Origin of the sequence: Pseudomonas sp. HTZ2 (genome assembly GCF_033173945.1) — a bacterium.
Taxonomy (GTDB): domain Bacteria; phylum Pseudomonadota; class Gammaproteobacteria; order Pseudomonadales; family Pseudomonadaceae; genus Aquipseudomonas; species Aquipseudomonas guariconensis.
Genome location: NZ_CP137332.1, coordinates 4,493,463 through 4,506,094, shown reverse-complemented (window position 1 = coordinate 4,506,094; position 12,632 = coordinate 4,493,463). Strand labels below are relative to the sequence as shown.

General features: G+C 63.4%; 11 protein-coding genes and 2 pseudogenes. 8 read left to right on the top strand and 5 right to left on the bottom strand.

The annotated features are described in order from the left end of the window. The first annotated feature begins 18 nt into the window (after nt 1–18). The 4 genes from R6G97_RS20800 to R6G97_RS20785 all read left to right on the top strand — a co-directional run bounded on the left by R6G97_RS20800 (nt 19) and on the right by R6G97_RS20785 (nt 2,411). Nucleotides 19–564 carry a HupE/UreJ family protein gene (locus R6G97_RS20800; protein WP_317847446.1) on the top strand — a complete coding sequence of 182 codons (546 nt, stop codon included), beginning with the start codon at nt 19–21 and terminating at the stop codon, nt 562–564. Further along, complete coding sequence (locus tag R6G97_RS20795) at nt 564–1,238, top strand: urease accessory protein UreF (RefSeq protein ID WP_317847445.1); 675 nt, start codon at nt 564–566, stop codon at nt 1,236–1,238. Before R6G97_RS20800 ends, R6G97_RS20795 begins: the two co-directional genes overlap by 1 nt. Before the next feature lie 11 nt (nt 1,239–1,249). Then, entirely contained in the window at nt 1,250–1,876 is a 627-nt protein-coding gene (ureG, locus tag R6G97_RS20790; RefSeq protein WP_317847444.1) for an urease accessory protein UreG, read from the top strand. A gap of 310 nt (nt 1,877–2,186) precedes the next feature. Next, nucleotides 2,187–2,411: a hypothetical protein gene (locus R6G97_RS20785; protein WP_043211321.1), complete on the top strand. Its 225-nt coding sequence runs from the start codon at nt 2,187–2,189 to the stop codon at nt 2,409–2,411. A gap of 67 nt (nt 2,412–2,478) precedes the next feature. Here the strand turns inward: R6G97_RS20785 and R6G97_RS20780 are convergent. After that, a pseudogene (locus R6G97_RS20780) lies at nt 2,479–2,742 on the bottom strand (short chain dehydrogenase); the annotation flags it as partial. A gap of 182 nt (nt 2,743–2,924) precedes the next feature. Between R6G97_RS20780 and sodC the strand changes: the two are divergent. Both sodC and R6G97_RS20770 read left to right on the top strand, forming a co-directional pair. Further along, entirely contained in the window at nt 2,925–3,440 is a 516-nt protein-coding gene (gene sodC, locus R6G97_RS20775) for a superoxide dismutase family protein (protein ID WP_043211320.1), read from the top strand. Between the two features lie 234 nt (nt 3,441–3,674). After that, nucleotides 3,675–4,580, top strand: coding sequence for a LysR family transcriptional regulator (locus R6G97_RS20770; protein WP_043211318.1), 906 nt, complete (start codon nt 3,675–3,677; stop codon nt 4,578–4,580). Nucleotides 4,581–4,691: 111 nt separating this feature from the next. Here the strand turns inward: R6G97_RS20770 and R6G97_RS20765 are convergent, their stop codons facing one another. Further along, the gene (locus R6G97_RS20765; RefSeq protein ID WP_043211317.1) at nt 4,692–5,108 is read right to left on the bottom strand and encodes a RidA family protein; all 417 of its coding nucleotides are present in this window, start codon (nt 5,106–5,108) and stop codon (nt 4,692–4,694) included. Then, a pseudogene (locus R6G97_RS20760) lies at nt 5,108–6,464 on the bottom strand (flavin-containing monooxygenase). Before R6G97_RS20760 ends, R6G97_RS20765 begins: the two are co-directional and overlap by 1 nt. A gap of 300 nt (nt 6,465–6,764) precedes the next feature. Between R6G97_RS20760 and R6G97_RS20755 the strand changes: the two are divergent. Together R6G97_RS20755 and argE are read left to right on the top strand one after the other, a co-directional pair. Further along, nucleotides 6,765–7,439 carry a DUF1028 domain-containing protein gene (locus R6G97_RS20755; RefSeq protein ID WP_317847442.1) on the top strand — a complete coding sequence of 225 codons (675 nt, stop codon included), beginning with the start codon at nt 6,765–6,767 and terminating at the stop codon, nt 7,437–7,439. Continuing rightward, nucleotides 7,432–8,595, top strand: coding sequence for an acetylornithine deacetylase (argE, locus tag R6G97_RS20750; RefSeq protein ID WP_182940950.1), 1,164 nt, complete (start codon nt 7,432–7,434; stop codon nt 8,593–8,595). Before R6G97_RS20755 ends, argE begins: the two co-directional genes overlap by 8 nt. A 48-nt stretch (nt 8,596–8,643) precedes the next feature. Here the strand turns inward: argE and R6G97_RS20745 are convergent, their stop codons facing one another. Continuing rightward, nucleotides 8,644–9,912, bottom strand: a complete 1,269-nt coding sequence (locus tag R6G97_RS20745; protein WP_043211311.1) for a carbohydrate porin — start codon at nt 9,910–9,912, stop codon at nt 8,644–8,646. Between the two features lie 135 nt (nt 9,913–10,047). Beyond that, nucleotides 10,048–12,465 (bottom strand): glucose/quinate/shikimate family membrane-bound PQQ-dependent dehydrogenase, encoded by a 2,418-nt coding sequence (locus R6G97_RS20740; protein WP_317847441.1) that lies wholly within the window; start codon nt 12,463–12,465, stop codon nt 10,048–10,050. Nucleotides 12,466–12,632: the final 167 nt, after the last annotated feature.

Below are 12,632 nucleotides of genomic sequence, written 5' to 3'. Positions count from 1 at the left end.
CCAACCTGGGAGTTTTCAATGAAAAAGACGTTAGCCGTTGTCCTGCTGCTGGTGGCCCTGCCGGCCTTCGCCCACCCTGGTCACGACAGTAGCCCCTTGCGCGACGGCCTGTTGCATCCACTGACCGGTCTCGATCATCTGTTGATGTTGCTGGGCACCGGTGTGCTGGCGGCCCTGACGCGCCGAAGCCTGGGCCTGCCGCTGGCCGCCTTGGCGGCGATGGTCGGTGGGGCGGTGTGCGGGCATCTGGTTGGTGACGTGCTGGGTATGGAAGCGATGATCGCCGTGTCGGTATGGGTGATCGCAGGCGCCTTGTTGCTGCCCAGTCGGCAAAGGCTGCTGGCAGTGATCATGCCGATGTTCGCCCTGTTCCATGGCTGGGCCCATGGCGTGGAGGCTACACCCAGCGCATTCTGGCTGTTCGGCTCAGGTTTCGTTCTCGTCAGCACGCTGCTGCTGGCAGTGGGATTTGCCGTCGGCTGCCTGTTGCGTCGTCACACGGGCCTGCAGAAGGCCATCGGTGGGGGGATGCTGGCGGGGGCGGCCTTGGTGCTGGCCGGTTGATGGACGTCGACCTCGCGCTGCTGCGCCTACTGCAACTGGCCAGTCCAGGCCTGCCGGTAGGCGGTTTCACCTACTCCCAGGGGTTGGAGTGGGCCGTGGAGGCCGGTTGGGTGCGCGACACTGCAACCTTCGCTGCCTGGCAACGCGAGCAATTGAACGACACCCTCGGCTACCTCGACTGGCCAGTGTTGGCGCGGCTCTATCACGCCTGCCAGGCAAATGATGCCTGCGCCTTCGCGCATTGGAGCCGCTTCGTGCTGGCCAACCGTGAGACTGCCGAGTTGCGGCTGGAAGAACAGCAGCGTGGCAGTGCGCTGGCGCGGCTGCTCGATGGCTGGCAGCTGGGGCAGGCCCCGGACTGGCGGGTCAGTCTCGACCTGAGCCAACTGAGCGGCATGGCCTGGCTTGGCGTGCATTGGTCCATCCCGTTGCGTCAGTTGGCCTTGGGCCACGGCTTTGCCTGGCTCGAAAGCGCGGTGATGGCCGGGGTCAAGCTGGTGCCGTTCGGCCAGCAGGCGGCCCAGACGCTACTGCGCGACCTGGGGCAGGCGCTGCCTGCCGTGCTCGATCGCGCCCTGGCGCTGGACGATGACCAGCTCGGCGGCAGCCTGCCGCGGCTCGCCATTGCCTCTTCCTGTCATGAAATCCAATACACCCGTTTGTTCCGTTCTTGAGGAAGACCTTCATGCAAAGTCATCAAAACCCCCTGCGCGTCGGCGTCGGCGGACCGGTCGGCTCCGGCAAGACCGCATTGCTCGAAGCCTTGTGCAAGGCCATGCGTGACCACTACCAACTCGCGGTCGTGACCAACGACATCTACACCAAGGAGGATCAGCGCATCCTCACCGAGGCCGGTGCCTTGGAGCCTGAGCGTATTGTCGGGGTGGAGACCGGTGGTTGTCCGCATACGGCGATCCGCGAAGACGCCTCGATGAACCTGGCTGCCGTAGAGGCGCTGACGCGTAAGTTTGGCAATCTCGATGTGATCTTCGTCGAAAGCGGAGGCGACAACCTCAGTGCGACATTCAGTCCGGAACTCGCTGACCTGACGATTTATGTCATCGATGTCGCCGAAGGCGAGAAGATTCCCCGCAAAGGAGGGCCAGGCATCACCAAGTCGGATTTCCTGGTGATCAACAAGACCGATCTGGCGCCTCATGTCGGTGCTTCGCTGGAGGTGATGGAGCGCGATACCCGACGCATGCGCCCCGAGCGACCGTGGACTTTCAGCAATCTGAAGAAGGGTGAGGGGTTGAAGGCGGTGATCGATTTCATCGTAGAGCGTGGGATGTTGGGAGGTGGCGCTCCTTGAGTGCGGCCCAATGGTCGAACGAGGCTGGTGGCCAGATCAGCGTCGTCAGAGTGAGTTTGAAGGTGACTCGCCCCATCAGCGCAGTCGCTGGAATGCGAAAAGAGCTGAACGATGTCTTGAGGGCAGGCGTAGGAAGGCGCTCGAACGCGACATCGATTCAGCGTAATGACCGAGTAGATTTCCTGGTGCTAGAGGGGGCGTTGCCAGACGACAGTGGGCGTAGGTGAAGGACGAGATCCCTCACCGGTCGGCAGGCAGATCATGACGGTTCGCCTGCTTCATCGACGTCAGAAACACACGAGAAAACGATATGAAAAAACGTGCCGTAATCGCTCTGTTGTTCACCGCGGGCCTGACCCCGTTCGCCCACAGCACCGAGTCCGCTCCTGGGGCCGCTACGCCGTCTCCAATTGTCCAGACCGGCGCCATCGCCGGCGATGCCCTGCTCAGCTATTGGGATTTCGGGCCAGAGTGCCCGGAGGGCACGGGCTGGACCGAAGTCGGGCACTGCCAGCCTTACTGGGACTTCGATTGACCCGGAGGTCTCGAGCGGTTCAGAGGCCTTTGCGTGCGTCGCTCGGATGACCCTGCAATGAGCCTTCGAGCTTGAGCGTCGCGCCATCGACCAGAGTCAACACCAGATCCTCGATGGTGCCGGCCAGTCGATCCGCAAAGATCGGCTGGCCATCCGGGTCAAGGTCGTCATAGTAGAACCGAGTACCCTCCAGCCAGCCGACGGCGGTGTTGAGGTCGGTGTCGAGATAGTACTTTCCATCGAGGAAGAAACCCGTGAATTGCCAGGTACGCTCCTCGTTATCGACGGTGTAGCGTTCGCCTGGTTGCATGCCGGTTGCGGGATCGAGCATGGTGCAGCCCTCCTTGAGTGGATGTCGGGTAGAAAACGCAAACCTCGTAGAGGTTCCTTACACAAGACAGAAGTACGTCTGACTGCGATCGAATGGAATCGCTGGCAGCGTACGCAGTCCACCTGTCAGGTGGCGTGTTCTGCAGGTAAGACGTCCGTTGTTCCAAACCAAGGAGAAATCACATGAAAGCACTGGTAATGACCGCCTTGCTGGTCACCGCCGGCCTTGCTCAGGCCGACCAGAAGGTGGAATTGCAGCTTGCCGGCCCGGACGGCCCAGGCAAGTCGATCGGGACGGTCACCCTCGAGCAGACCCCGTACGGGGCATTGCTCACCCCGGATCTTGCCGACCTGCCTCCGGGTGTGCACGGCTTCCACTTGCACCAGCGCCCTTCATGCGACGCGGCCGAGGAGAACGGCAAGTCCGTGCCGGCCGGCGCCGCCGGGGGCCACTGGGATCCGGCGGCGACCAACGCTCACAAAGGCCCGTACGACGCAGGCGGCCATCGCGGCGACTTGCCAGCGTTGTATGTCGGTGCCGACGGCAAGGCTACGACTCCAGTTTTGGCACCTCGACTCAAGGTGGACGATTTCAAGGAGCATGCCCTGATGGTGCATGCCGGTGGTGACAACCACAGCGACCATCCTGAGAAACTGGGCGGTGGCGGCGCCCGGGTAGCGTGCGGGGTGGTGCAGTAAGCGCATCCCAGGTATACGCGTCGTAACCGCCCTGAACAGCCAGGGCTTTTCGGAGGGGCCGCTCTGCGGCCCTTTTGCGCGTCACACGTTTAACCTCACGGCTGCGCTCGTGCCATGAAAAATATCTTCAACCCATAGGCAAATCCTTGCTCACCCACGCGCCTGTGGGCCCAGCGCTAAGGTAAGGTGGCAGGAAAAATCCGCTACGCCGCATGCGGCGTCAGAGAGGTACCTGTGGCTTCCTATACCTTGCGTCAACTCAAGTATTTCGTCACCACCGTGGAGGCCGGCAGCGTCGCCGAGGCATCGCGCCAGCTGTACATCGCGCAGCCGTCGATCTCCACGGCCATCAAAAGCCTGGAAGAGAGCTTCGGCGTCCAGTTGTTCATCCGCCACCATGCCCAGGGCGTTTCGCTGACCCCCAGCGGCAAGCGCTTCTATGCCAAGACCAAGGCGCTGCTGCAGATGACCCACGAGTTCGAGCAGAACGCCTTGGCCGACAACGACACCGTGGCCGGGCAGATCGATATCGGCTGCTTCGAGACGGTGGCGCCGCTGTATCTGCCCAGGTTGATCGCAGGCTTTCGTGAGCGTTATCCGGGCGTGGACATCCGCCTGCGCGATGGCGAGCAGCAGGACCTGATCCAGGGCCTGACCGCCGGCACATTCGATCTGGCTTTTCTCTACGACCATGACCTGGACGGCACCATCGAAGCCGAGCCATTGATGCCGCCGCAAAAGCCCTACGTGCTGCTTCCTGAAAAGCACCGCTTCGCAGGTCAGGCTCAGGTGTCGCTGCGTGACTTGTGCCCGGAGCCGATGATCCTGCTCGATGTCGCGCCGAGCCGCACCTATTTCGTCAGCCTGTTCAACGAGATGGGCCTGACGCCGAACATTGTCTTCAGTTCGCCATCGATCGAGATGGTGCGGGGGATGGTTGGGCAGGGTTTCGGGTTTTCGTTGCTGGTGACCCGGCCACATTCCGAATACACCTACGATGGACAGCGGCTGGTGACGCTGGACATCGCCGAGCCGGTGGCCCTGTCGGGGCTGGCGGCGGCGCGGTTGAAGCGGGTCCAACTGACCAAACCTGCGCAATTGTTCGTCGAGTTCTGCCGGGAGGAACTGGCCAAGCTTTGAGCTTCCATGAGCCCTGAACGGGCAAGCCCGCTCCCCAAGGCCTTGTCGCCTGAGGGGAGCGGGCTTGCCCCCCAAAGGGGGCTGCAAAGCAACCCCGCAAACGCCAGGGTGTTACGCCTGGTCCGGCACCACGGCGATCACATCGATCTCCATAAGCCATTCAGCCTGGGCCAGGCCCGCCACCACCAGTCCGGTGGAGATCGGGAACACGCCTTTGAGCCATTTGCCGACTTCCTGATACACCGGCTCACGGAAGCGGGGGTCGGTGATGTAGGTGGTGGTCTTGACGATGTGCGACATGTCCGAACCGGCTTCTTCAAGCAGCTGCTTGACGTTCTTCATCGCTTGCTCGGCTTGGGCACGAGGATCGCCCAGGCCTACCAGACGACCTTCGAAGTCGGTACCGACCTGGCCGCGCACATAGATCGTGTTGCCGGCACGCACTGCCTGGCAGAGGTCGTTGTCCAGCGACTGATTGGGGTAGGTCGCCTTGGTGTTGAACATGCGGATACGGGTATGGGTAGGCATCAGTGCGCTCCGAGGGTGCTGACTTTCTGGATCGAGGTTGGGGACTGCTCGGCATCCGCTTCACGCTGTTCGCGATCGCGGTAGGCCTGGTATGTGCGTTGGGTGGCGATGTGGCCGGCCACATGCTTGGCGTCGTGCCAGACGCCCCAGATGAATGATGAGCCGCGGCGCGACAGCCAGGGCAGGCCGAGGAAGTACACACCCGGCTCGCGGGACACGCCGCGCTGGTGCAGCGGTTTGCCGTTGGCATCGAAGGTGTCGACCTGCAGCCAGCTGAAATCCACGCCGTAGCCGGTGGCCCAGATGATGGTGTTGACGCCGGCCTCGGCCAGGTCGAGCTCGCGCAGCGGGTGGCTGACGCATTCAGGATCGGGCAGACGCTTGCGGGCTTCTGGCTCCTGCGGCAGGTCCAGGCCGTTACGCTCGATATAGGCATCGGCGGCATCCAGCAGGGCCAGGTAGTTCTCATCGCCACGGCGGATGTTGTCGGCAAGGTCGTCCTGGAAGCGCACCACGCCGTTCTCGAACGACTGGGTCAGGCCGACCAACGTCATGCCCTGATGGGCGAGGGCGCGGAAGTCCACGGTATGGCCACCGCGGGCACCACTGACGGCGATGGTCACGTGTTCGCGGCCCGGTTTGGCGATCTCGGCGTCCCATTCGCCCAGCACACCCAGCCACCAGCAGAAGTCGCGGTTGCGGTAGGACCGTGGCGGACGGTCATGGGCCCCGACCGAGAGGTACACCTGGCGCCCGGCGCGCATCAGCTCTTCGGCGATCTGCACGCCGGAGGAGCCAGCGCCCACCACCAGCACAGCGCCTTCGGGCAGTTGCTCGGGGTTGTAGTAGGCGGCCGAGTGGATTTGGTGCAGGCGCTCGTCCTTCGGGGCGATGGCCGGAATCACCGGGCGTTGGAAAGGACCGGTCGCGGCCACTACGCGGTTGGCACGGATCACGCCTTCGTTGGTTTCGATGGTGAAGCCTGGGCAGTCGGCGTTGCGTACCACCTTCTTCACTTCAATGCCGGTCCGTACGGGCAGGTTGTACTTGCGCACGTAGGTCTCGAAGTAGTCGGCGACCTGGTCCTTGCCGGCGAAGGCATCCGGGTCGAGGTCGAATTCCAGGCCCGGGAAGCGGTCGTGCCAGACCGGGCCGTTGGCCACCAACGAATCCCAGCGCCCGGTGCGCCAGGCCTCGGCGATGCGCTTGCGCTCCAGCACCAGGTGCGGCACGCCGAGTTTGCTCAGGTGTTCGCTCATGGCCACGCCAGCCTGGCCGGCGCCGACCACGAGAGTGTCGATTTCGATGTTGTTCAATGTCATGTCTGAGCCCTTCTTGGAAGGCGGTTTTATTCAGGTCGGTGGGGTACCGCCTTTGCCTGAGGCCAGACTAGGGATGTGCTTTGCAACGCGAAAATATTATTTAGCTAATGATTGCCTATAAATTACCGAAGGCCTTGATCGGCGCGGCGTTGAGCTATGTTTCCTGTTTATTTGAGTGCCGTTTTTATTGATGTTTTATGGCCTTAGTTTTTTCCTTTTCTGGTCCTAGGAAAAAGTTGGTTTCGTGGGTCAATGGCTTCTGCCCAGAATGCTCCCATTCGCGCGAAAAGTTGTTTTCGCTGTGCATTGGACAGACCCTCAGGAGCCATAGAACATGACCTTTTCCATCATCGGCCGTTGCCAGGAAACCGGCCAGCTCGGTATCGCCATCAGCTCATCGAGCATCGCAGTAGGCGCACGTTGTCCTTGGGTACGTGCAGGTGTCGGCGCGGTGGCCACGCAGAACATCACCTTGCCCGCGTTGGGCCCGCAAATACTCGATGCCCTGGAGCAAGGGAAACTGCCGGCGGCCGCGCTGGACCGGGTGCTCACGGCCAATGGCTGGAGCGAATACCGGCAGGTGACGGTGATCGACAGCCAGGGGCAGGTGGCATTGTTCACTGGCAAGGAAGCACTCGGCGTGCACAACGCAGTGGCCGGCGAGCAGTGCGCGGCAGCAGGCAATCTGTTGTCCTCGATCCAGGTGATCGAGGCCATGGTCGCAGCCTTCGAGCAAACGGCCGGGCACCTGGCCGATCGTATGTTGGCTGCGATGCACGCGGCCATGGCCGCTGGCGGCGAAGCGGGGCCGGTGCATTCGGCAGCGATGAAGATTGCCGGTGAGCTGACCTGGCCGCTGGTAGACCTGCGGGTGGACTGGGCGGACGAGGATCCTATCGGCGCGCTGGACAAACTGTGGCAAGACTACCGCCCGCAGATGCAGGACTACGTGACCCGTGCGTTGAACCCAACCGCCGCGCCAAGCTATGGAGTGCCAGGCGATGAGTGAGTCGAGCAGTCGCGAACTGCTGGCCCGGCTGGTGGGATTTGCCACCGTCAGCCGCGAATCCAACCTGGAGCTGATCGGTTTCATTCGTGATTACCTGGCCGGGCTGGGTGTGGACTGCGAGCTGTTCCACAACGAAGAGGGCACCAAGGCCAACTTGTTCGCCACCATAGGCCCTAAGGACCAGGGTGGCGTGGTGTTGTCCGGGCACACCGATGTGGTGCCGGTCGATGGCCAGGCCTGGACAGTCAAGCCTTTCGCGTTGACCGAACGTGACGGGCGTCTGTACGGGCGCGGTACGGCGGACATGAAAGGTTTCATCGCTTCGGTGCTGGCGGCGGTGCCGGCGTTTCTCGCGCAGCCGTTGAAATGGCCGGTGCATCTGGCGTTTTCCTACGATGAGGAGGTCGGCTGCCTAGGCGTGCGCTCCATGCTGGCAGCCCTCGAGCAACGTCCCCACAAACCGCGCCTGTGCCTGATCGGCGAGCCTACCGAGCTCAAGCCAGTGCTGGGCCACAAAGGCAAGTTGGCCATGCGTTGCCAGGTGCACGGCGCCGCGTGCCATTCGGCGTACGCGCCCTATGGGGTCAATGCGATCGAATACGCCGCGCGCCTGATCGGCAAGCTCGGCGAGATCGGCGATGGCCTGGCGCGTCCCGAGCACCATGACGAACGCTTCGACCCGCCGTTTTCCACGGTGCAGACCGGCATGATCAAAGGAGGGCGGGCGCTGAACATCGTCCCGGCCGAGTGCGAGTTCGACTTCGAGGTGCGCGCCTTGCCGGGCTTCGAGGCCCAGGCCGTGGCCGACCAGTTGCAGACCTACGCCGAGGCCGAACTGCTGCCGCGCATGCGTGCGGTCAGCGCAGACAGTGACATTCGCCTGAAGCCGCTCAGTGCCTACCCTGGCCTGGCGACCCCGGCCGACAGCGAGGCGGCGCAACTGGTCGCGCTGCTCAGCGGCTCCGAGGAGTTTGGCACCGTGGCCTTTGGTACCGAGGGTGGGCTGTTCGATCAGGCGGGCATTGCGACGGTGGTCTGCGGGCCTGGCAGCATGGATCAGGGGCACAAGCCCGATGAGTTCATCAGTGTCGAGCAGTTGAAGGCCTGCGATGCCATGTTGCTTCGCCTGGTGCAGCACCTGAGCGCGGGTCGATGAGCCTTGGGGCGCGTGCGCCCCTTTCGCCGCGCCCCGAGGTGCAATCGATCAGAAGCTCGCCTTGACCTGCAGTCCCACCACCAACGCGTTGTCGATGCGTTGCCCGGAGAATGCGCCCGGCTCGATGATGTACTGCACATCCGGCCGCAGGTTCAGCCAGGGTGTGGCCTGGTAGCCGTAGCTCAGCTCGATCAGCTGTTCGGCGCTGTCCAGGTTGGGGAAGTCCTGGCCATCGGCCTGGGCGGCGTCCTCGAGTACATCGCGGCTACGGGGGTTGGGCACGGCGCGACCGTAGCCCAGCGCCAGGGTATCGCGCGGGCGCCCTTCGAACGGCTTGTACAGCACGACGCCTGCGCCATACCACTTGGTAAACGGCGAGGCCGCTTTGCTTGAGGCCGAATACTGGCCGAAGGCGTGCAAGCTTCGGCCCGGCAGGGCAGGGTCGTTCCACACCGCCTGGTCGATCAGCAGGTAATGGCCGCTGCGCCCGGACACTTGGTCATTGCGGCCGATGCGTTTGGCATCGGAGCTGTCGTAGTAGTAGCCGAGCTTGTACTCGCCAGGCAGTTGGCCTTGCAGCTTGTACACCAGCTCGACCGGGACCACGGTGCCGGTCGTGTGCTTGGGCCCCAGGTGCCAGGCGCGGCTGGCGTTGCCGTTGCTTTCGGGGTCGACGTTGAACGCTGCCACACGCACCTGCCAGGCTGGCGACAAGTCGTATTTGACCCTCACGCCCAGATGCGCGTTGGGGTAGTTGGTCCAACCACTGCCGCCGGACATGTTCAGCGGGTGGCCGCAGAAGCCGGCGTTCATGAAGTTGCACAGGATGCCGCTGTCGAGCCCGCCCAGGTCGTTGCCCATGGCCATGTAACCGAGCTTGACGTTGAGTGCCGGGGTGAACAGGGTGCGCTCGTAGCTGAGCTCGGTCAGGCGGGTGTAGAGGCCGCCGTAGTTTTCCTGGATCGGCAGGCGGTTGCCCACCAGGTCCTCGGAGGCGCTGTTGCCGCGGCGGTCGTTGACCGTCAGCTGGACCTTGCCAGCATTGTCCAGGCCGTACAGCTTCGAGAGGTCGAACTGTACGCCGAGCTTGAGGTTCTGCGAGTAGCGTGCCGAACGGTGCAGGCCACCGTGGGCGTTGTAGGCCGTTTCGCCGCTGTAGTCGCCGGTGAACCTGATGCCATCTTCCTCGAGCTGGTGGCGCAAGCCGCCCCAGTCACCGGTCAGGGTGTTGCGGGTCATCAGGTCGCCGTCGGCCATGGCGGTGGTGCTGGCCAGGGCCAGCGCAAGAGCGGGGGTGATGCGAATAACGCGGGGCATTACGGAGTCTCGGGTTGTCTGTGAGGGCCCGTTCGCCGGTCCCACAAAGGCTGCTCGGAGTCTTTGTGAGAACCGGCGAAGGGAGCGACGCGGTCTCGGTGGGGTAGGGTTTATCCGCGAAGAAGGCGGCGCGGTTTACGGCAGGGCATAGGCCATCACGTAGTCGCCACGGTCAGGGGATTGCCGCGCACCGCCGGCAGTGACCACTACATACTGCTTGCCGGTCTTGGGCGAGACGTAGGTCATCGGGCCGCCCTGGCTGCCGACGGGCAGGCGAGCCTTCCAGATCTCGTTGCCATTGCCGCTGTCGTAGGCGCGCAGGTAGAAGTCCTGAGTACCGGCGATGAACACCAGGCCGCCTTGGGTGGACAGCGTACCGCCGAGGGTCGGCAGGCCGATCTTGATCGGCAGGTGCATGCGGATACCGAGTGGGCCGGTGTCCTCGACAGTGCCGACCGGCACTTGCCAGGCGATCTGCTGGGTCTTCATGTCGATGGCGGTCAGGGTGCCGAAAGGCGGTGCCTGGCACGGAATACCGGCCACGGACAGGAAGCGGTTCTTGTTCACAGCATAAGGCGTGCCCTTGAGGGGAACGGCGCCCATGCCCGTGTTCAGCGCCTCGCCACCGGAGGTGGCCTGGCCTTTGTTCTGCGACGGGATCATCTGAATCCACAGACCCAGACGCATGTCGTTGACGAAGATAAAGCCATGTACTGGGTCGGTGGAGATGCTGCCCCAGTTCATGCCACCGAGCGAACCTGGGAAGCTCAGCGACAGATCGGTGCCTGGCGCGGTGTACAGGCCGTCATAGCGCATCTTCTTGAAATCGATGCGGCACAGCAGTTGGTCATACGGGGTGGCGCCCCACATGTCCGATTCGGTCAGGGTCTGTGCACCGATCTGCGGCATGCCCACCGATTTGGGTTGGGTCGGGGAGTACGGCTCGTTAGGGATATTGCTCGGCTTGACCGGCACTTCGTCGACCTGGGTCAGCGGCGTGCCGGTCGCACGGTCGAGCACGTAGATCTGCCCGGCCTTGGTGCCGATCACCACCGCCGGGACGGTCTTGCCATCGTCCCGCGTGAAATCGATCAGGCTCGGCTGCATGGGCAGGTCGAAGTCCCACAGGTCGTTGTGCACGGTCTGGAACACCCACTTCTGGTTGCCGGTGGTGGCGTCCAAAGCCAGTACCGACGCGCCATAGGTGTGGTCCAGCTCGCTGCGCTCGACGCCGTAGAGGTCGGTGGAGGCGCTGCCCATCGGCAGGAAGACCGTGTTCATCGCCGGGTCATAAGACATCGGCGCCCAGCTGTTGGGGGTGCTGCGCACGTAGGTGCTGTCGCCTTGCGGGGCGTTGCGGTCCTCTGGATTGCCCGGGTCGAAGGCCCAGCGCATTTGCCCGGTGATCACGTCGAAGCCACGGATCACGCCGCCTGGCATGTCGGTCTGGACGTTGTCGGCCACCCGGCCGCCAACCACCACGGTGGTGCCGGCCATCAGAGGAGCGGAGGACAGCTGGTAGTAGGAATCCGGGACATCGCCCAGGCCGGCCTTGAGGTCGACCTGGCCGTTGTTACCAAAGCCTTCGCAGAACGCGCCGGTGTCGGCATCGACGGCGATCAAGCGGCCATCGATGGTGTTAGTCAGCAGGCGGCGCTGGCAGTTGGCGCCGGCGGGCAGTTTGACGGCGGCGATCGGCGAGCTGTCGGGCTGGGTCGGCTGGGCGATCTGGGCGGTGGCGTCGAAGTAGGCCAGGCCGCGGCAACGCTGCCAGACCTTGGATTGGGCGTTGATCGCGTTCTTCCAGAGCTCCTTGCCGGTGTCCGCGTCCAGCGCGATGAGATTGTTGTGCGGGGTGCAGATGAATACCTTGTCGCCCACCTGCAGCGGGGTCAGCTGGTCTTCGGCACCGTTGCCGTCGCTCAGCGCCACATCGCCGGTGTGATAGGTCCAGGCGACCTTGAGTTCGTTCACGTTGTCACGATTGATCTGGTCCAGCGCGGCGAAGCGGCTGCCGCCTTCGGTATTGCCGTAGTGCGCCCAGTCTTTCTGTGCCTGGCCGGGTTCGACCGGGGTCATGCCAGGGCCTTTGCCGGTAGGGGCGACGCTTGGATGAGCGACGAACATGTTGCCAACGCCAATCGCCAAGGCGACGGCCAGCACGCCGGCCACGGCGTAGGCACCACGGCCGCTGCTGCCACCGCTGGCGCGCACCAGCATCGGATAGACCAGCGTCACGACCAGGCCGATAGCCGAGAACATGAACAACCGCGAGAACAGCGGCCAGAACGCCAAGCCTGCATCGAGCACGGCCCAGACCGCCGTACCGACCAGGAAAGCGGCGAACAGCCAGGCACCGGCGGGCTTGCGGCGGGCGATGAGCCCGCCGGCCATGGCCATGGCCAGGCCGCCGAGCAGGAAGTACCAAGAACCGCCAAGGATGGCTAGCTTGACGCCGCCGACGGCCAGAAGCAGGCCGAGCAGGGCGATGATCACGCCGAGCCCGATCAGGATGAAGGTTGAGGCGCCAGAGGCGCGAGGTGTTTGTGTCATTGCCAGGGATCTCGCAGGTGGACTGCGCGCAGTTTAGGCCCTTAGCAAGCTAATTAACAAGTTAGTACATTATTTTTCAGGTCAGATTGTCGCAGGGCCGGAACTCTCCAATAACGCTTAAAAGCTTAGATCATGAACGAAAAATCGCTGAAACAGCGTCTACCCAA